Raw genomic sequence first — 18,670 nt, 5'->3', positions numbered from 1 at the left:
ACCATTTCTTGGGGGATTTGGTACTGGGAAGTGCGCCGTGGAGGATTCCGCCAAGTTGATCAGCTTGAATTTTTCGCTGGCCAGCACCGATTTCGAGGCTGCCCCGCGCACAAGGCGCGGGTTTGATGTTGTCGGCGCACTCTCGACGCTGGCAGGCCTCGACCTGAGGCCCGGAATGCAGGGCCGCTGGCTTCATCGGAGATTTCAGACCGGCGGAAATGGCTGATGGCGGTCGCGCGTGACAATCAGTTGGACGCTCTGCGCGCCATCGCTGTCACGATGGTTCTCTATTCCCATTTCCTTGCACCCAACGGGTCCTCCTTTTGGGGCCACATCGGGGTGCGGCTTTTTTTTGTGCTGAGCGGCTTCCTGATCACACGACTGCTGCTCGAAGCGCGCGCCGCGGCCGAATTCAAAGCCGGCCCTGCATTGAGTTCCTTCTACATCAGGCGCGCGCTGCGCATATTCCCGCCCTATTTCGCCGTGCTTGGGTTCGTCTGGCTGACCGATCTGGAGCAGTCCAGTGGATCGCTCGTCTGGCATGCGCTTTACCTGTCGAATTTTTGGTACGCGCTGCGCAACGAATGGACGCCCTGGCTACTCTGCCATTTCTGGAGCCTGAGCATCGAGGAGCAGTTCTATATCGCCTGGCCGCTGGTCGTGCTTCTCGCACCCCGCCGGCGGGTGGAAGCGATCACTATCGGCGTCATCCTGTTGTCGCTGGCCTATCGCTTCTACTGGCCGATCACCGCCACCCCGGCGCTAGCGCGCGACCTGCTGCCGCCAGCATCGATGGACGCGCTGGCGTTTGGTGCTTTGCTTGCCTGCCGGCGGACCAGAGGCGCCGGCCTGCCGCAATGGATGCGGCTAGGCTGGCCAGCCCTTGCGGCTGTCTTCCTGGCGATTGAGTGGCTTATCCCTGCGCCGGCCGATCCTATGCTGGAATGGGCCCGCTGGGCGTTGCTGCAGATCCTGCCCCTAGTGCCGCTGGTGGCCGTTGTGGCCGCCTGTTCAGCCGGCCTTGGCGGCGTCCTCGGCAGGGTTTTCGAACTGCCACCGCTGCTGTCACTGGGCCGCATCAGCTACGGCGTCTATCTTTACCATCCGATCCTTCTGTCGCTCGCCGTCAAGTCACAGCCCTGGATCCCGCTCAACGTCTCGGAGCAGGGGCCAGGGCGTTTCCTGGTCGCGAGCGCCGCCACGATCGCCGTCGCTTCGATCTCGTGGACGGCTTTCGAAAAGCCGCTCAACGGCCTAAAGCGCCGCTTCCCCTATGTAGCGCGCCGCCGCTCCCAGGCACGCGCTGGCGATCCCGGCTGGCTCGGCAGGGCGGCGGACGCCTATCCCGGCGGATCCCCCGATGGCCGCGCCGCACTCGAACTCCGGCGAACGGATGCGCAGAGATGACCACCGCGCCGCTCGTCTCCGTCCTGCTGCCGGTCTACAATGCCGGGCCTTATCTCACCGCTGCGCTGGAGAGCATTCTGCGGCAAGACTACGATCGCCTGGAGGTCATCGCTATCGATGACGGATCGACTGACAACTCGCTCGAGATTCTCGAACGATACCGCCGGGCAGACAATCGCGTTTCTGTCATCTCGCGTGAGAACCGCGGCCTCGTCGCCACCCTCAATGAAGGGCTACGGCTGGCCCAGGGCGAGCTTGTTGCGCGAATGGATGCGGACGATGTCGCCTATCCCCGGCGCCTCTCGCGCCAGGTCGCACTGTTCGAGCGGCGGCCCGATCTCGGCTTCTGCGGCGCCTGCGTCGATACCTTGCTTCACGGCCGTATCGCCAAAGGCAGGCTAGATCCGGTGTTCCGGCTCGGCCGGCTCGACATATTGTCGATGTTCTTTACGATATTCTTACATCCGACGGTGATCTATAACAGGAAGGTTATTGGGAACAACGATCTCTATTACGATCCAAAATATAGGCATGCCGAGGATTTTGATCTCTTCAGACGGCTTGCCGGCCGTTTCCCGGCGACCATATTGCCCGATAGCCTGCTCGTCTATCGCATCCATGCGGGAAGCGTGACCATGCGGCATGCCAAGGAAATGCGCAGGACGCATTTGCGGATCGTGGCCGAAAATCTCGAGCGTGAGGGGCTTGCGGAAACCACAGCGGATCTGCGCGACATCGGCGAGGCCGTCTCTTTCGACACGGTTTCGCGCGCAGCCGATTTCATCCGTGCGCTTGAAGAGCGGATTTCCGAGCTGCCGACCGACACACGGCCAAGCTTCGAGGCAGGCGCGCTGAACCTGTTCTATTTCCTCTACCAACTCGTCGGCGACGAAGGAGAACCGCCGCTGACCCACGAATTGCTCACGCGGACGGCGAGATGGAATTTCATCCGGCGCCGCGAACAATATGCGCTGCGTCCCGGCGTCTGGGCGCCTTGGCTCAGCCTGCTCTCGATAAGGGCCGGAAAGCGGGCGGACGCGGTGGCCTACTTCTTCAAAACCACGCCGGCCGAAGCGGTGCTTGCGCGTTATCAGCGGGGACTGGTATGACCGACAGGCCCCACCCGCTCCTGCGCGATCACCAGTTTGCGAGTGCGCCTGTCCCGACATCTCCCCGATCGGAGCGGCCGTCGCTCGAGGTCAGTTTCATCGTCTGCACGCGCGACCGCGCCGCTGTGCTGGAGGCTTGCATAGCCTCGATCCAGGCGGCATGCCGGGTGCACGCCACCTTCGCGGCAGAGTTGGTGGTGGTCGATAATGGTTCACGGGACGGCACGTCAAAGCGGCTGGCCGCTATCGCCGAAACTTCCGACATCCCAGTCACAGCCGTCTCGGAGACTCGCCCCGGACTAGCCGCTGCCCGCAATGCCGGATTGGCGCGAGCGCGAGGCCGCGTGCTGGTCTTCGTCGACGACGACTGCAAGCTCGACCGCGACTATCTCCGCGACCTGGAGCGGCACTACCGGAGTGGCGAGAAGTGGCTGATCCGCGGCGGCCGGGTCGAGCTCGGTGATGCCCGGGACCTGCCCTTCACCATAAAGCTCTGCGAGGCAAGCGAGCGGCTGACCCCGGCGGTCCACCCCGGCGGCTTCGTGCTCGGCTGCAACATGACCATGCACCGCGACGTCGCGGCCCGCATCGGGTCGTTCGACGAACGCTTCGGCGCTGGCGGCCCGCTACGCTCGGCTGAAGATACTGATTATCTCGTGCGGGCGATGCTGCTCGGCATGCCGGTCGAGTATGTGCCCGACATGACGGTCTTGCATCATCACGGCCGGCGAGACCGCAAATCGATCGACAGGCTGCACCGCGACTATAGCCTCGGTAATGGTGCGCTGTGCCTGAAACATGTCCGCCACGCCCCTTGGCTGCTTCGCCATGTCTATTGGTCCGCGCGGGCCGCGTTCAGGGAACTGGCGGGCCGTCCTCGCTTTGACCGCGACCTCGATCTGTCGCACTGGCCTATTGTCGTTATGAATCTGGCAGGTGCCGCCAGATTTGCGCTGCTCGTCATGATGGGATGGCCAAAACGGCTGCCGCTGCGCCACGACCGAGAAGCCAGCGAAGCCAATGCGGAGGCCAGAGCGCGATAATGTCACTGATTCCGTCAGCCCTGCCAATGCTGCGCCGCGCGCTTGGTGGCAGGCTGTTGCGGCTCGTTCCCGTCGTGGTGGGGCTCGGGCTTGCGGGCGCCGCGCTGGAAGGCCTCGGCATCGGTCTCATCATTCCGCTGCTTGGCATCATTATGGGACGTGGCGAAACATCAGGCATGGCCGGTTTCTCCGCCCTCCTCCAGCAGGTTGGAGCGGCCCTCGGCGAGCGCCAGCGGCTGATCGCCATTTCGGCCGCGATCCTCGGTTCGATCGTACTGAAAAATGTCTTTGCCTTCGCCAACACGCTGCTGACCAGCTACATCTACGGCAAGGCAGGTTATTCGATCCGTAGCGCACTGTCGGAGCAGTTGCTCAGGGTCGGCTACCCCTTTTTCCTGCAGCAAAGCCCCGGGCGGCTGCTCAACATCATCTCCAACGAATCCTGGCGAGCATCCGACGCTATCCAGGCCCTGCTCGGCGCGATCGTCAGTGCCTCGGCCGCCGTCATCCTGCTCGCCTTCCTCCTGCTCCTCTCTTGGCAGATGACGCTGCTGGTGACGCTAGGGCTGGCGCTCGTCCAACTGGCGCACGGGGTTTTGTCGTCCAATCTGAAGGCGCCGAGCCGCAGCGTCGTCTCGCGCAACAGCGCACTGGCGTCGCAGATGCTGCATCTGGTGCATGCCGGGCGCCTAATTCGCATCTTCGGGCAGGAGAACCGCGAAAAGGCGGTCTTCGCCAAAGCGTCCGACGGGGTGCGGCGGGCGGCTTTCGTGCTTTCAATCCGCCAGGGCGTCTTGCCGCCACTGACCGAGGTTTTGCACGCGATGCTGTTCCTGGCGGTGGTGATCGGAGCCTGGCTGGCGAATGTAAGCTTCCCGCTGACCGTCGCCTTCCTCATCCTGCTCTACCGACTGCAGCCGCATATGCGGGCCTTGCAGATGTCCTGGAGTCAGTTGCAAGGCATGAGCGGCTCGCTGGAGGAGGTACAATGGCTGCTCGATCCTTCCGACAAGCCCGAGGCGCCGCAGGGCAGCCTGCCGTTCGACGGCTTGCGCCAAGGGATCAGCTTCGATGATGTGAGCTTCGCCTATTCCGGTCCCCTGTCTGGCCCCGACGCGCGCGAGGCGGTGCTGCATAAGGCGGTGTTCGATATCCGCAGCGGCCGCTCGACGGCGCTGATCGGCCGCTCGGGCGCCGGCAAGACGACGATCGTCAATCTCCTGTGCCGCTTCGTCAAACCCGACAGCGGCAGGATCCTCGTCGATGGGGCACCGCTCGATGAAGTGGACCCAAGCCAGTGGCGGCGGAACATTGCCCTGGCCAGTCAGGAGCTGGAACTGGTCGATGGCACCATTTTTGAAAACATTATCTACGGCTACGACACGGCGTCGGCCAGCGACGCCATGCGCGCCGCAAGGCTGGCCGAGGCACATCAATTCATCGAGCACCTGCCGCAGGGCTACGCGACACTGGTCGGATACCGGGGCATCAACCTGTCAGCCGGACAAAGGCAAAGGATCGCCCTGGCGCGGGCGCTGGTGCGCGATCCCGATATTCTCATCCTCGACGAAGCCACCAGTGCGGTGGATGGGTTGTCAGAAGCCGCTATTGTCGAGACGCTGAAATCGCGGGCCGGCCGCCGCACCACCATTGTCATCAGTCATCATTACAGCACCATATCGTTCTGCGACGACGTGGTGATCTTGAGCCGCGGTCGGGTGAAAAAACAGGCCCCCTTCGCAACCCTGGCAATGCTCAGCATGGACGAGCTTTACCAGCACGGAGCGGGTGAGTGATGGGGCGCACCCCAACCTGCGACGCGGCTTGCGCCCGGCAGCTCGCAGATCGCGATCAATCCTGCCGGCAAACCACCGCCGCGACGCATTTCCGATTGTTCAAAAACAATTCTCGGTGGGAGGTCAGGCGGCCTTCTTCTTCGCCAGCCGCGCCTTGATCGAGGCGACGTCGGCGCGCGGCGTCGCGGCGAACAGCGTCCTGGTGTAGTTGTGCTTGGGGTCGGCGAAGACCTCCTCGCGCGAGCCGTATTCGACGGCTTCGCCGAAATACATCACCATCACATCGTCGGCGATGTAGCGCACGACCGACAGATCGTGGCTGATGAAGACATAGGTCAGCTGGAATTCGTCCTGCAGATCGGCGAGCAGGTTGAGCACCTGCGCCTGCACCGAAAGATCGAGCGCGGAGACCGGTTCGTCAAGCACCAGCAGGCTCGGGTTCAGCATCAGCGCGCGGGCAATGGCGATGCGCTGGCGCTGGCCGCCCGAGAACATGTGAGGATAGCGATTGTAGTGCTCGGTTCCGAGGCCGACTTTCTTCAGCATCCTCATGGCGAGGTCGCGCCGCTCTTCGGCCGGCTTGTCGGTGTTGATGAGCAGCGGCTCGCCCAGCACATCTCCGATCTTTTGGCGCGGATTGAGCGATCCGTAAGGGTTCTGGAAGACGATCTGCACCTTGCGGCGCATCTCCCTGGTCAGGCCGTTCCTTGCGATGTCGACCTTGTTGCCGTCGATGAACAGTTCGCCCGACGTTGCCGGATCGATCAGCGTGATGATGCGCGCCAGCGTTGACTTGCCGCAGCCCGATTCACCGACGATGGCCAGCGTCTTGCCCTTGTCGACGCTGAACGAGACGCCCTTGACCGCATGCACGGTGCGCGCGCCGCGAAACAGGCCGCCGCCGACGTGATAGTCGCGCACGATGTCCTTGCCTTCGACGACCTTGATGCTCATCAGACGCCCCCGGCAGCCGGTTCGAACAGCATGTCCGAGACGGTCGGCAGCCGGTCGCCGACGGCATTTTCCGGCAGCGCCGACAACAGCGCGCGGGTGTAATTGCTCTTCGGCGATTCAAACAGCGACAGCACGTCGGCCTCTTCCATCTTGCGCCCCTTGTACTGGACGATGACGCGGTCGGCCGTCTCGGCCACGACGCCCATATTGTGGGTAATCATGATCAGGCCCATGCCGTATTTGACCTGCAGCGACACGAGCAGGTCGAGGATCTGCTTCTGGATGGTGACGTCGAGCGCGGTGGTCGGCTCGTCGGCGATCAGAAGCTTCGGATTGCAGGCGATGGCGATGGCGATCATCACGCGCTGGCACTGGCCGCCCGACATCTGGTGCGGAAACGAGTTCAGCCGTTCGGCCGGCTCGGCAATGCCGACCTGCGTCAGCAATTCGATGGCGCGCTCGCGACGCTGGGCCTTGTCCATGCCCATATGGAAGCGCAGCACCTCCTCGATCTGAAAGCCGACGGTGAAGCACGGATTGAGACTGGCCATCGGCTCCTGGAAGATCATCGACATGTCCTTGCCGACGATCTTGCGCCGGTCGGCCGGGCTCATCTTCAGGAGATCGCGGCCGTTGAAGCTCATCTCGTCGGCAGTGACCGTCGCCGTCCACGGCAACAGCCCCATCACAGCCAACATCGACACCGACTTGCCGGAGCCGGATTCGCCGACGATGGCCAGCACTTCACGTTCGTTCACATGGAGCGAGACGCCATCGACCGCGCGGAACGGGCCGGATGCGGTCTGGAACTCAACGACGAGATTGCGGATGTCGAGCAGCGCCATTACGACCTCCTCAGCTTCGGATCGAGCGCATCGCGCAGACCGTCGCCGATCAGGTTGATGGCAAGCACGGTGATGAGGATGGCCAGACCGGGGAAGGTCACCACCCACCAGGCGCGCAGGATGAATTCACGCGCCGAGGCGAGCATGGTTCCCCATTCCGGTGTCGGCGGCTGGGCGCCAAGGCCGAGAAAGCCGAGAGCGGCCGCCTCCAGGATGGCGTTGGAGAAGGACAGCGTGCCCTGGACGATCAGCGGCGCCAGGCAATTGGGCAGGATGGTGCGCAGCATAAGCCTTATATGGCCGGCGCCGGCGACCTTGGCGGCGACCACATATTCGCGGCTCTTTTCGGCCATGACGGCAGCGCGCACCAGACGGGCAAAGTGGGGTTGCAGGACAAGCGCGATGGCCAGCATGGCGTTGAACAGGCCGGGGCCGAGGATGGTGACCAGAACCAGCGCCAAGAGCAGCGACGGGAAGGACAGGATCAGATCCATGACCCGCATGATCGCCACGTCGACCCAGCCCCGGAAATAGCCGGCCAAAAGGCCGAGCGTGATGCCGCCGACAAGCGCCAGCGTGACCACGACGGCGCCGATGAGCAGCGAGAAACGCGCGCCATAGAGCAGGCGCGAGAGCATGTCGCGGCCGACCGCGTCGGTGCCAAGCAGATATTCCATGCTGCCGCCTGCCTGCCAGGCCGGCGGACGCAAGAAAGCGGTCTTGTCCTGGATGTCGGGCGCATAGGGCGCGAGCAGCGGTGCAAAGAGCGCGGCCAGCACCAAAAGGATGAAGACGAACAGGCCGATGACGGCGCCGCGGTTTACCGAGAAATAGTGCCAGAAAGTCCTGAAGCCGGTCAGTCGGTCAGGGTTGCCGGCGGCCATCGGGGCGATTTCGGTCGACTGGCTCATCACGCCGCCCTGATGCGCGGGTTGATGACGGCATAAAGCACGTCGACGATCAGGTTCACCGCCATGACGATAAGGGCGATCAGCAGCAAGCCTGACTGCACGACGACATAGTCGCGCTTGGATATGGATTCGACCATCCACTTGCCGATGCCCGGCCAGGCGAAGATGGTTTCTGTGAGAATGGCGCCGGCGAGCAGGGTACTGACCTGCAGGCCGATGGTGGTGACCACCGGGATCAGCGCATTGCGTAGCGCATGCACGCCGATGACGCGGGACGACGACAGGCCCTTGGCGCGGGCGGTCCGCACATAGTCTTCGCCCAGCACTTCGAGCATGGCCGAGCGCGTCTGGCGCGCGATCACCGCCAGCGGGATGGTGCCGAGCACAATTGTCGGCAGCACCAGGTGACTCAATGCCGAGCGGAAAGCATCCCACTTGCCGTAGAGCAGGCTGTCGAGGGTCAAGAAGCCGGTGATCGGCTTGATAAAGAACTGAAGGCCGATGCGTCCTGAAACCGGGGTCCAGCCGAGATAGCCGGAGAAAAAGATGATCAGCAGCAGACCCCACCAGAAAATCGGCATGGAATAGCCGACGAGGGCGGTGCCCATCAGCCCCTGGTCGAACCAGGAGCCGCGTTTGACCGCAGCAATGATGCCGGCCGGGATGGCCAGCACCATGGCGAAGATCATGGCGAAGACTGAGAGCTCGATGGTTGCCGGGAAGAGCGTCATGAAATCTTCGATGACCGGCCGCTTGGACGAAATCGACACGCCGAAATTGCCGGTCGCGGCATCGCGGACATAATGCGCGTATTGCTGCCAGATCGGCAAATTGTAGCCGAACTGTTCCTTCAGTTCCGCGTAACGCTCGGGCGACACGCCATGCTCGCCGGCCATGGCAAGAATGGGATCGCCGGGCAGCAGCCTGACAAAAGCGAAGGCGCAGATGGTGATGCCGATCAGCGTCGGCAGCACCAAGACGATTTTGTTTAGGAGATATCGGAGCATCTTGAAAAGCGGGCGGCGCCTGATTGCGCGCCGCCCGCCTAACAGTTCTATTCGGCCTTGTCGACGCCGTCGAAGCGATGAATGCCGAGCGGGTCCATCATGAAGCCGCTGACATTCTTGCGCACGACTGCGTAGACCTGGCTGTGTGCCATGAGGAAGGCCGGAGCCTGCTTCTGGAAGACAACCTGCGCCTCTTCATAGAGCTTGGTGCGTTCGGCCTGGTCGCTGGTCTTCTTGGCCTTCTGGATCAGATCCTCGAAGTCCTTGTCGCACCAGCTGGAGTAGTTCGACACGCCGATGGCCGAGCAGGCGAACAGCGTGGCGAAGAAATTGTCCGGATCGCCATTGTCACCGGTCCAGCCGATCTGGAAGGCGCCCGGCCGTTCCTTCTTCTTGCCTTCCTCGCGGTACTTCGTCCACTCGTAGCTGACGATTTCCGCCTTGACGCCGACCTTCGCCCAGTCAGCCTGGATCAGTTCGGCGGCGCGCTGGAAGTTCGGGTTGTAGGGACGGACGCGGTCGGAGGCCCAAAGCTGGATCTCCTTCAATCCGGCATCGGCCAGCACCTTCTTGGCTGCTTCCGGATCATAGGCGTCGGACTTCACGTCCTTGTTCCACGACCACATGGTCGGCGGGATCAGGTTTACGGCCGGCGTGGCACCGGCGTCCTGGAACAGCGACTTGATGAGCGATTCCCGATCGATCGCCTGGTTGAGCGCATGGCGCACTTCAGGCTTGTCGAGCGGCGGGATGGTGGTGTTGTAGCTCATATAGCCGATGTTGAGGCCAGCCTGATCCATCAGGGTCACGTCGGCGTTGGCCTTGATCGTGCCGATGTCGGCAGGATTCGGATAGGGCGCGATATCGCATTCGCCGGCGAGCACCTTCTGGATGCGGGCGGTGGCGTCAGGCGTGATCGCGAAGACGAGATCGTCGATCTTCTCCTTGCCCTTGAAGTAGTCCGGGTTGGCCGCATAGCGGATGACCGAATCCAGCTGGTAGTCGACGAACTGGAACGGACCTGTACCGACCGGCTTGGTCGAGAAGTCGGCCATCTTGCCGTCTTTTTCCAGCTGGTCGGCATATTCCTTCGACACGATCGAGGCGAAGTCCATGCCGAGATTGGCCAGCATCGGCGCGTTCGGCTCGGTCAGCGTCAGCTTCACGGTCAGGTCATCGACCTTTTCCCACTTGGCGACGTATTTCGGCATGTCCATGCCGGTGTAGTAGTCCCAGGTCAGGTTCGGCAGGTACTTCTCGCCGTTCCAGGGGTTTTCCTTGTTGAACTGGCGATCGAACGAAAAGACGACGTCGTCGGCATTGAAATCACGCGTCGGCTTGAAGAAATCCGTCGTCTGGAACTTCACGCCCGGATGCAGGTGGAAAGTATAGACCAGACCGTCGTCCGAAATCTCCCATTTGTCGGCGAGACCGGGCACAACTTCGGTGCCGCCATGCTTGAACTCGACCAGGCGCGAATAGACGGTGCGCGACGAGGCGTCGAAGTCGTTGCCGCCCGTCGTGGTACCCGGGTCGAAGTTGGCCGGCGAGGCCTCCGAGCAATAGACCAGCGTCTTGGCATTGGCCACACCGCCGAGGACGCTTGCAGCCAGCAACGCGGCTGCAAAAGTCAGTTTCTTTTTCATTGAGCACTCCCTGATGTTCTTCCAAGCCCCTCTATAGGCTCGCGAAGCGCGCATATAAGCACCGTTTTTCCGGCTTTGGAACACCCTGTTTGCCTACCCCTCCGTAAGCAGAAAATATTTCTCGGTCTTTGACGAGCTGCAGAAACAAATAGCAAAATCTGCTAATCACGGGATTGTTAACGACCGCATTTTTTCATTGATCGCAGCAATCGTAAGCCAAAAATCCACAAGCCTGGGTTTCGCCACCGAGATGACCGGACGGCATTGCCTGAGCTGGCATCGCGGGAAGGATTTCGACGGCAAATCTTTGCCGTCCTGCCGCTGGGGCAAGACTTGCACGGCCGCCGATAGTCGCAATAGATAGATGACACGCTGGATTTTCCGGGAATCCGCGACATCGATGCAGCGGAGGACGCCTCACCACATCGAGGCGGCGCAGCAGGAGCAGGCAACAGAACGACCGAGGGAGGCTAGAGGTGGCGAAAGCAACAAAGACAACGGCCCCGGCGAAAGCAAAAGCGGCGAAAGCTTCAAAACCGGCCGCCGCTGCCGCCAAGTCGAAAGCGCCACCGGCCAAAGCCACTCCCGCCGTCAAGCCAACGGCAACCTCGACGCCGGCGAAGGCAAGCGCCAACCCGGCAGCGAAACCTGCGGTCAAGCGCGCGGCGAAGACAACACCCGCTGCAAAGCCCGCCCAGCCGCCAGCCGCGAAGACAGCCGCGGCGAAGCCCGCCTCGAAGCCGTCGCCGGGCGCGGCCAAAAAACTGCCGAATACGCTGACGGCGCTTGCCGCGGGCTTGCCGGAAAAGCCATGGCTAAAAAGCTATTCGAAAGTCGTGCCGGCGGAGATCGGCGCCCTGCCCTACAGTTCGATCGGCGACTTCCTCGTCGGCGCCTGCAAGCAGTTTTCCGGCCAGCCGGCATACGTCTGCATGGGCAAGTCGATCTCCTATGCCGAACTCGAGCGGCAATCGGCCGCCTTCGGCGCTTATCTGCAATCGAAGGGCCTGCAGAAAGGCGCACGCGTGGCGCTGATGATGCCGAATGTGCTGCAATATCCGGTGGCGATGATGGCCGTGCTTCGCGCCGGCTATGTCGTGGTGAACATCAATCCGCTCTACACGCCGCGCGAGCTCGAACATCAGCTCAAGGATTCCGGCGCGCAGGCGATCGTCATTCTGGAGAATTTCGCCAGCACCCTGGACGCGGTGATTGCCAGGACGGCGGTGAAGCATGTGGTGGTCGCGGCGATGGGCGACATGCTCGGCGGCCTCAAGGGCACGATCGTCAACCTGGTCGTGCGCCGGGTGAAAAAGATGGTGCCGGCCTGGTCGCTGCCCGGCCATGTCAAGTTCAATGCGGCGGTGAAGGCCGGCGCCGGCATCGCCTTCAAGCCGGCCAAGATGGAAGCCAGCGACGTCGCCTTCCTGCAATATACAGGCGGCACCACGGGGATTTCCAAAGGTGCTGTGCTGCTGCACTCCAATGTGCTGTCCAATGTCGCGCAGAACACGCTGTGGCTGCAGGACGCCTATGCGATCAAGCCGAAACCGGCGCATCTCAACTTCATTTGCGCACTGCCGCTCTACCATATCTTCGCGCTGACGGTGAACGCGCTGATGGGCATGCAGCAGGGCGCCCAGAACGTGCTCGTTCCCAACCCGCGCGACATTCCCGGCTTCGTCAAGGAGCTGCAGAAATACCCGATGCACATTTTCCCCGGCCTCAACACGCTGTTCAACGCGCTGCTCAACAACGAGGATTTCCGCAAGCTCGACTTCAAGCCGCTGATCATGACGCTGGGTGGCGGCATGGCGGTGCAGAAGGGGGTGGCCGAGCGCTGGAAGGCGCTGACCGGCAATTCGATCACCGAGGGCTACGGGCTGTCGGAGACCTCGCCGGTGGCCACCGCCAACAAGTTCAGCGACAGCAATTTCACCGGCACGATCGGCCTACCGCTGCCGTCGACCGAGATCGTCATCCGCGACGATGACGGCAACAACCTGCCGCTGGGCGAAGTCGGCGAGATCTGCATCCGCGGGCCACAAGTCATGGCCGGTTACTGGAACCGGCCGGACGAGACCGCCAAGGTGATGACCAAGGACGGCTTCTTCAAATCCGGCGACATGGGCTTCATGGACGAGCGCGGCTACACCAAGATCGTCGACCGCAAGAAGGACATGATCCTGGTCTCCGGCTTCAACGTCTATCCCAACGAACTCGAGGAAGTCGTCGCCCAGCATCCGGGCGTGCTCGAAGTGGCGGCGGTCGGCGTGCCGGACGAGCATTCGGGCGAAGTGCCGAAGCTGTTCATCGTCAAGAAGGATCCGGCGCTGACCGTTGAGGCAATCACTGCGTATTGTCGCGAAAACCTGACCGGCTACAAGCGGCCGAAATACATCGAGTTCAGGACCGAACTGCCGAAGACGCCGGTGGGCAAGATTTTGCGCCGGGCGCTGCGGGAATAGTTTGAACGGCGAGCCAAGCGACGGCGGGATGGCGGACGATAGTCGGCGTCCCGATGCAGTAGTGTTCATCAAGGCGAACCTGCGGCTTGCGCCCGTTCCCGCCCTTCGTGAAATCCAGCTCTATACGGCTCATCCCGGCAGCGGCCTGAGGCGGCTTGTCGAGTGGCGAGCTTATGGACCGGAAGACGGCAGCCAAACCGAGCAGCACGAAGCTGAGCCGCAGCCGCCCTACTGGGCCTATGCCTGGGCCGGCGGCGCCGTGCTTGCGCGCTATATACTCGACCATCCGCAAAGCGTGGCCGGTAGCCGCGTGCTCGACCTCGGCGCCGGCTCGGGCCTCGTCGGCATCGCCGCCGCCAAGGCCGGCGCCAGCGCGGTGATCGCGGCGGAGATCGATCGCAACGGCGTCGCCGCGATCGGCCTCAACGCGTTGGCCAACGGCGTCGAGATCACCATTGTCGACCAGGATATCACGACGGGCCCGCCGCCAGCGGTCGACCTCGTGCTTGCCGGCGACGTGTTCTACGGCCGCGAGGTTGCTCTGCGGATGATCCCGTTCCTCGACCGCTGCCTGGCAGCCGGCATCGAGGTGCTGGTCGGCGATCCCCGCCGCGCCGATCTGCCGCTGTCGCGGCTACGATTGCTCGCCGAATATCAGGTGCCGGATTTTGGCGACGCGAAGGGTGCTTCGACCAGGCCGAGCGGAGTGTTTTCGTTTGAAGCCGATGAGCGCTGAAGCGGCAACGCCCACCGTTGAATACCCGGTAAGGGTGGCCCGGCCTAACCGCGTGGTCGGGCGGTCGAGCCGCGGACCAACAGTTCGACCGGTATGATCACTTGGCTCGGGGCGCCGTTTGCAAACACCGTCGTGGCGGCAAGTCTCCCCTTCCCGACAATGTCTTGAGCCACTGTCGTGAGTGGAGGCGTGGTGCGCGAAGACTCTGCGGTACCATCGAAGCCGACGACCGACACGTGCTCGGGTACATTGATATTGCGCCGACGCGCTTCGTCCAGGACGGTGATCGCCTGCCAGTCCGACATAGTCAGGATCGCCGTTGCCTGCGGAACCTGGTCGAATACGACCTCTCCGGCCGAAGGATCACCTGGAGTCGTCTCGATGATCGGGACATTGTCGATTGACAGACCGAACTCAGCCAACCCTTGGGCGAAGCCGAAAAGTCTCTCCTGATCGAGTTGAAAACCGGCAGAGATAGCGCGCGGGGAATTGCCAGGCAAATGGACGATGGGTGACCCCGATGTGCGCCGAATGGACAGGATTGCAAAACGCCGATGTCCAAGAGCAGCCAGATGCCTGATGGCCGCCAGCGCCCCGCTCCTGCCGTCTATCCGGATAGAATTGACGTCCGGACCGGCATCGCTCTCGAGGATGACGAAGGGCAGCCGCCGGCGACGTAAAGACGCGATCAACTCGATGTCCGCGCTGTGGCCCAGAATGAAGCCGTCAACCAAGGCCTCTCGAATGGTGGAGGTGCGTGTTTCGTCCGTACCATTGACCAAACTCAATGTCGCTCCAGCCTCGTCACAAGCAAGCGAAACGCCAAGCACCAGCTCACGCAGATATGGGCTCCTGATCATGTCGGCAATGGCATATGCACCTGGAGGGATAAGGCCAAGGGCGTTAAACCTCCCGTCGCGCAGCACGCGTCCTCTCGGATCGGGGCCATCATAACCGAGCTGGCGAGCCGCGGCCTCGACGCGCCGGCGCAGATCGGACCGCACCAGGTCCGGATGGTTGAAAACGTTGGAGACAGTACCGCGGGAGACTCCCGCGACCCGGCCGACATCGGCGAGCGTAGGCATTTTAGAAGCGTTCATTTCCCTCAGTTAGACAATTTTTTGGAACGCTCCAAGTTTTTTCTTGACGCCAAGCGTCAAATGATGGAATTTGCACTTGGAGCGCTCCAAAAACTAAAAAATTGCAGATTTCCGGTCTCTGTGCCGGACATCGGCCAAGCGTGCCTGATTTCGCAAATCATTAAGGAGGACTAGGATGGCTACGACCAATGGTGCTCCGACCTCACTCGTCGGAAAGACTTTTGATTGCTTGTTCGGACAATTTGTACCGAGGTTGACGGTCCTGTCGCCGACCGAATTGCGGGTGCAGGCGACGATCGGCGCTACAAAGATCGACGAGGTGGTTCAGAGCAGTCTGACCGGCGTTCGACCCGGACTTGTCATCATGAGTTGGACCGAGCAAGGCGGCAACTTCGTCGTGCAGGTTCAAGATCACGAGAACCAGATCGTTCATAACTATGCGCGACTGGCGGACGGGCAGCAGTTCTGCGCGCAAGGCACAATTCAACCAGTGACGACGGCGTGAGGGCCGCCTGTCTATCTGAGAGGAGAATTACGCCATGACCACCAAGGTGATCGACCAGACCGACCCTACACAGTGGGATCCAAAGCTTGACGCCGTTATCGCGGCTCCCGGAAACCATAAGGTGTTGTTTGAGAATGACCGGCTACGTGTGCTTGAGGTAATCCTCAAGCCCGACGAGGAAGAGCCGACACATCACCACCGCTGGCCTTCAGTATTCGTGTTCGATGAGGTGGAAGGCCCTATCCACGACTTCGCGCCGGATGGAACCATGATGCCGCCCAATCGAGATGTCGTCCAAGCGGTTCAGGCATGGGACGGTCAAGGGTGTCTTGTGGTGCATATGGCCCCCCAACCAGCGGGTCGCGTGCTCAACGCTTCGAGCAAGACCCTGCACGGTATCCGCGTCGAGATGAAGTCATAGCAGGCGTGATCCTGGCCAACGGAATCCGCGCACGCTGAACGTCCGCTTTTGAGGATTCAGGCCTTAAAGCTGCAGTCGGACTGCGGCCTAAGAACGGACGTTCGGTACTTCGCGCTTCACCCCAGGCACTCCCCGTCAAACCGTCTCCTTGACCCGCGCCGACAGAAAGTCCGGCAGGTCGGCAACAGAATCGAGAACGACGTCGGCGATCGCCGACAGCGATTCACGCGTGCCGGTGCCGGAGAGCACGCCGACCGCCAGGCCGCAGCCGCCGGCACGCGCCATCTCCAGGTCGTGGCGGTTGTCGCCGACCATGGCGATCTCGGACGCCTTCAACCCGGTCAGGTCGCAAAAGGCGACGATCGTGTCCGGCGCCGGTTTCGGATTGGCGACCGCGTCATAGCCATAGGCGGCGGTGAACAGCTGCGCGACGCCAAGCGTGACCATGGTCTTTTCCGCACCGGCAGTCGAATCGTTGGTGGCGACGCCGAGCCGGTAGGATCGCTTGTGCAAAGCCGTCAGCGCCACGACGATGCCGGGCAAGGCCACCGCCATCGATGAGCCTTGCACCGAGGTGATCTCGTTGAAGCGGGCGACGGCCAGCATCTGGTCCTCGTCGGACAGGCGCGGGAACCACAGTTCGACGACATCCATATTGGTGCCCGAGGCGAAGATGGAATCCGGCTTGAAGCGCTTGGCGACAAAATCGAAGCCCGCCGCTGAAAGCAGCCTGTCGGCTTTCCAGCGATCGCCCTCGGCGGCGTCCATGGCCATGAAATCGGCAATGCTGAGCCAGGTCGCGTTGAAATCGACAAGCGTGCCGTCCTTGTCGAACAAGATGCCCTTGATGTCGGCCGGATTTTTCATTGAGCCCCCCGCAGTTGCTGGATGCGCGCCACCAGCCCGGCGGTCGATGCGTCGCGCTTGTCGGCGCTCTCCTTGCCTTCCACGACTGGCAACAGGCCGGTCGCCAGCTCCTTGCCGAGCTCGACGCCCCATTGGTCGAAGGAATTGATGTTGAACAGAGTGCCTTCGACGAAGACGCGGTGCTCGTAAAGCGCGATCAGCCGGCCGAAGGTGCGCGGGTCGAGCTTACGGTAGAGGATCGTCACCGAGGGGCGGTTGCCGGAGAAGACACGGTGCGGGGCTATTCTGTCGACATCGGCCGGCTTCATGCCCTTGGCCAGCATCTGCGCGCGCGCCTCGTCCAGCGTGCGGCCCTTCATCAACGCTTCCGACTGCGCCAGGCAATTGGCAAGCAGTAGATCGTGCTGGTGCTTGAGATCAGGCTCATGGCCGACGGCAGCGGCAAGGAACTCGACCGGGATGAAATCGGTACCCTGGTGCAGCAGCTGGAAGAAGGCGTGCTGGCCATTGGTGCCGGGCTCGCCCCAGACCAGCGGTCCGGTCGGCGTCGTCACCGGCGTGCCGTCGAGGGTGACGCCCTTGCCGTTCGATTCCATGTCGAGCTGCTGCAGATAGGCCGGCAGCCTGGAAAGGCGCTGGTCATAAGGGATGACCGCACGCGCCGGATAAGCGCAGATCACGCGATGCCACCAGCCGACCAGCCCCAGCAGCGCCGGCAGGTTCTTCTGCAGGGGTGCGGTGCGGAAGTGCTCGTCCATCTCATGCGCGCCGTCGAGGAAGGCGCGGAAATTGCGCGGACCGATGGCGATCATCACCGGCAGGCCGATGGCGCCCCACAGCGAATAGCGGCCGCCGACCCAGTCCCAGAAGCCGAACACGCGATCCGCTTCGATGCCGAACTTGGAAACCAGGTCGAGCGCGGTCGAGACGGCGGCGAAATGCTTGCCGACAGCTTCCTTGCCGAGCGCCTTCTGCACCCATTCGCGCGCCGTCTCGGCATTGGTCATCGTCTCGACCGTGGTGAAGGTCTTCGAGGCGATGATGAACAAGGTGGTTTCGGCCGACAGGCCCTTCAGCGTGTCGTGGATATGGGCGCCGTCGATGTTGGAGACGTAGTGCGCGCGCGGGCCGTCGTGATAGGGCGCCAGCGCCAGCGTCGCCATGGCCGGGCCGAGATCGGAGCCGCCAATGCCGATATTGACGATGTCGGTAATCTTCTTGCCGGTGGCGCCGGCGGCCTTGCCGGAACGAATGGCATCGGCAAAAGCGCCCATGGCGTCGAGCACGGACAGCACATCCGCCTTGACGTCCTGGCCATCGACCGTGACGCCCTTGCCCGAGAGGTTGCGAAGCGCCGTGTGCAGCACGGCGCGGTCCTCGGTGATGTTGATCTTCTTGCCGGAAAACATTGCGGCCCGGCGACCTTCGAGATCGGCGGCGGCGGCGAGCTTCTCGAGCAGTTCCATCGTGCGCTGGTCGACCGCGCATTTCGACCAGTCGAGCAAAAGGTCGCCGTCGCTGGCCGAAAACGTCTCGAAGCGCTTGGGGTCGGCGGCAAAAGCCTCGCGCATCGTGCCCGATGCCGCCGCGCGCGCAGCACGCAAGGCGACAAGCTGTTTGTCGAAGGAGGAATGATCCAATGCCGGCTCCTGATCGTTTTTCACGACATCTTATCAGACCGGATGTTTCCGGCGCGTGTCGTCGGGGTGATGTTATCGAGCCGAATTCCCCATGTTTCAATGCGTGGGGATGACGCAGTGCAGCATAGTGCGATCTGATGGAGCTACGACGCTGCGCGTCGCGCTGGATGATGTGATGGGAGTAGCGACGACGCTACGCGTCGCGCTTGGGATAA

At 62.4% G+C, this 18,670-nt stretch carries 17 protein-coding genes; 9 read left to right on the top strand and 8 right to left on the bottom strand.

Translation table 11 applies throughout. The features are described from left to right. Positions 1-37: 37 nt before the first annotated feature. Genes NKK52_RS28490 through NKK52_RS28470 form a run of 5 tightly spaced genes read left to right on the top strand, consistent with a single transcriptional unit; the run spans position 38 to position 5,355 of the window. Positions 38-226, top strand: a complete 189-nt coding sequence (locus NKK52_RS28490; RefSeq protein WP_023682045.1) for a hypothetical protein — start codon at positions 38-40, stop codon at positions 224-226. Further along, on the top strand, positions 226-1,407 hold the full coding sequence (locus tag NKK52_RS28485; protein WP_023682046.1) for an acyltransferase family protein: 1,182 nt from the start codon (positions 226-228) through the stop codon (positions 1,405-1,407). The genes NKK52_RS28490 and NKK52_RS28485 overlap by 1 nt, the downstream gene beginning before the upstream one ends. Beyond that, complete coding sequence (locus NKK52_RS28480) at positions 1,404-2,516, top strand: glycosyltransferase family 2 protein (protein ID WP_023682047.1); 1,113 nt, start codon at positions 1,404-1,406, stop codon at positions 2,514-2,516. Before NKK52_RS28485 ends, NKK52_RS28480 begins: the two co-directional genes overlap by 4 nt. Next, on the top strand, positions 2,513-3,559 hold the full coding sequence (locus tag NKK52_RS28475) for a glycosyltransferase family 2 protein (protein ID WP_023682048.1): 1,047 nt from the start codon (positions 2,513-2,515) through the stop codon (positions 3,557-3,559). The genes NKK52_RS28480 and NKK52_RS28475 overlap by 4 nt, the downstream gene beginning before the upstream one ends. Continuing rightward, positions 3,559-5,355, top strand: coding sequence for an ABC transporter ATP-binding protein (locus NKK52_RS28470; RefSeq protein ID WP_031198176.1), 1,797 nt, complete (start codon positions 3,559-3,561; stop codon positions 5,353-5,355). Before NKK52_RS28475 ends, NKK52_RS28470 begins: the two co-directional genes overlap by 1 nt. A gap of 123 nt (positions 5,356-5,478) precedes the next feature. On the opposite strand, the gene NKK52_RS28465 is transcribed toward NKK52_RS28470, so the two are convergent. From NKK52_RS28465 to NKK52_RS28445, 5 genes are read right to left on the bottom strand one after another with little or no spacing between them, the layout of a single operon-like run. After that, the gene (locus tag NKK52_RS28465) at positions 5,479-6,309 is read right to left on the bottom strand and encodes a dipeptide ABC transporter ATP-binding protein (RefSeq protein WP_023682050.1); all 831 of its coding nucleotides are present in this window, start codon (positions 6,307-6,309) and stop codon (positions 5,479-5,481) included. Continuing rightward, on the bottom strand, positions 6,309-7,154 hold the full coding sequence (locus NKK52_RS28460; RefSeq protein WP_023682051.1) for an ABC transporter ATP-binding protein: 846 nt from the start codon (positions 7,152-7,154) through the stop codon (positions 6,309-6,311). The genes NKK52_RS28465 and NKK52_RS28460 overlap by 1 nt, the downstream gene beginning before the upstream one ends. Next, positions 7,154-8,038, bottom strand: coding sequence for an ABC transporter permease subunit (locus NKK52_RS28455; protein WP_050485757.1), 885 nt, complete (start codon positions 8,036-8,038; stop codon positions 7,154-7,156). Before NKK52_RS28455 ends, NKK52_RS28460 begins: the two co-directional genes overlap by 1 nt. 26 nt (positions 8,039-8,064) lie before the next feature. After that, on the bottom strand, positions 8,065-9,072 hold the full coding sequence (locus tag NKK52_RS28450; RefSeq protein ID WP_023669492.1) for an ABC transporter permease subunit: 1,008 nt from the start codon (positions 9,070-9,072) through the stop codon (positions 8,065-8,067). Positions 9,073-9,119: 47 nt separating this feature from the next. Then, entirely contained in the window at positions 9,120-10,718 is a 1,599-nt protein-coding gene (locus NKK52_RS28445) for an ABC transporter substrate-binding protein (protein ID WP_023669491.1), read from the bottom strand. Between the two features lie 476 nt (positions 10,719-11,194). Between NKK52_RS28445 and NKK52_RS28440 the strand changes: the two genes are divergently transcribed. Then, entirely contained in the window at positions 11,195-13,186 is a 1,992-nt protein-coding gene (locus NKK52_RS28440; protein WP_023682052.1) for a long-chain fatty acid--CoA ligase, read from the top strand. A 28-nt stretch (positions 13,187-13,214) separates the two neighbouring features. Beyond that, the gene (locus NKK52_RS28435; RefSeq protein WP_031203730.1) at positions 13,215-13,922 is read left to right on the top strand and encodes a class I SAM-dependent methyltransferase; all 708 of its coding nucleotides are present in this window, start codon (positions 13,215-13,217) and stop codon (positions 13,920-13,922) included. A gap of 44 nt (positions 13,923-13,966) precedes the next feature. On the opposite strand, the gene NKK52_RS28430 is transcribed toward NKK52_RS28435, so the two are convergent. Next, a complete protein-coding gene (locus NKK52_RS28430; protein ID WP_198024921.1) occupies positions 13,967-15,007 on the bottom strand; it encodes a LacI family DNA-binding transcriptional regulator in 1,041 nt (346 codons plus the stop codon). 190 nt (positions 15,008-15,197) lie between these two features. Here NKK52_RS28430 and NKK52_RS28425 point away from each other — a divergent pair, with 190 nt between their 5' ends. Both NKK52_RS28425 and NKK52_RS28420 read left to right on the top strand, forming a co-directional pair. Beyond that, entirely contained in the window at positions 15,198-15,527 is a 330-nt protein-coding gene (locus tag NKK52_RS28425; protein WP_023682056.1) for a MoaF-related domain-containing protein, read from the top strand. 34 nt (positions 15,528-15,561) lie between these two features. Next, positions 15,562-15,948 carry a hypothetical protein gene (locus tag NKK52_RS28420; RefSeq protein ID WP_023740788.1) on the top strand — a complete coding sequence of 129 codons (387 nt, stop codon included), beginning with the start codon at positions 15,562-15,564 and terminating at the stop codon, positions 15,946-15,948. A gap of 135 nt (positions 15,949-16,083) precedes the next feature. On the opposite strand, the gene NKK52_RS28415 is transcribed toward NKK52_RS28420, so the two are convergent. Together NKK52_RS28415 and pgi are read right to left on the bottom strand one after the other, a co-directional pair. Further along, entirely contained in the window at positions 16,084-16,815 is a 732-nt protein-coding gene (locus NKK52_RS28415; RefSeq protein ID WP_023682057.1) for an HAD family hydrolase, read from the bottom strand. Continuing rightward, positions 16,812-18,455, bottom strand: coding sequence for a glucose-6-phosphate isomerase (gene pgi / locus NKK52_RS28410; protein WP_023682058.1), 1,644 nt, complete (start codon positions 18,453-18,455; stop codon positions 16,812-16,814). The genes NKK52_RS28415 and pgi overlap by 4 nt, the downstream gene beginning before the upstream one ends. Positions 18,456-18,670: the final 215 nt, after the last annotated feature.

The organism is Mesorhizobium sp. C277A, from assembly GCF_040324395.1.
Taxonomy (GTDB): Bacteria; Pseudomonadota; Alphaproteobacteria; order Rhizobiales; family Rhizobiaceae; genus Mesorhizobium.
Note: the sequence above shows the minus strand (reverse complement) of the source record. Positions and strands in the feature narration are given on the sequence as shown.

Bases quoted from the DNA above. Each gene is read 5' to 3' on its own strand.
- NKK52_RS28465 (WP_023682050.1), bottom strand. From the start codon at position 6,309: ATGAGCATCAAGGTCGTCGAAGGCAAGGACATCGTGCGCGACTATCAC.
- NKK52_RS28450 (WP_023669492.1), bottom strand. From the start codon at position 9,072: ATGCTCCGATATCTCCTAAACAAAATCGTCTTGGTGCTGCCGACGCTG.
- NKK52_RS28455 (WP_050485757.1), bottom strand. From the start codon at position 8,038: ATGGCCGCCGGCAACCCTGACCGACTGACCGGCTTCAGGACTTTCTGG.
- NKK52_RS28460 (WP_023682051.1), bottom strand. From the start codon at position 7,154: ATGGCGCTGCTCGACATCCGCAATCTCGTCGTTGAGTTCCAGACCGCA.
- NKK52_RS28485 (WP_023682046.1), top strand. From the start codon at position 226: ATGGCGGTCGCGCGTGACAATCAGTTGGACGCTCTGCGCGCCATCGCT.
- NKK52_RS28435 (WP_031203730.1), top strand. From the start codon at position 13,215: ATGGCGGACGATAGTCGGCGTCCCGATGCAGTAGTGTTCATCAAGGCG.
- NKK52_RS28430 (WP_198024921.1), bottom strand. From the start codon at position 15,007: ATGCCTACGCTCGCCGATGTCGGCCGGGTCGCGGGAGTCTCCCGCGGT.
- NKK52_RS28470 (WP_031198176.1), top strand. From the start codon at position 3,559: ATGTCACTGATTCCGTCAGCCCTGCCAATGCTGCGCCGCGCGCTTGGT.
- NKK52_RS28415 (WP_023682057.1), bottom strand. From the start codon at position 16,815: ATGAAAAATCCGGCCGACATCAAGGGCATCTTGTTCGACAAGGACGGC.
- NKK52_RS28445 (WP_023669491.1), bottom strand. From the start codon at position 10,718: ATGAAAAAGAAACTGACTTTTGCAGCCGCGTTGCTGGCTGCAAGCGTC.
- NKK52_RS28480 (WP_023682047.1), top strand. From the start codon at position 1,404: ATGACCACCGCGCCGCTCGTCTCCGTCCTGCTGCCGGTCTACAATGCC.
- NKK52_RS28475 (WP_023682048.1), top strand. From the start codon at position 2,513: ATGACCGACAGGCCCCACCCGCTCCTGCGCGATCACCAGTTTGCGAGT.
- NKK52_RS28425 (WP_023682056.1), top strand. From the start codon at position 15,198: ATGGCTACGACCAATGGTGCTCCGACCTCACTCGTCGGAAAGACTTTT.
- NKK52_RS28420 (WP_023740788.1), top strand. From the start codon at position 15,562: ATGACCACCAAGGTGATCGACCAGACCGACCCTACACAGTGGGATCCA.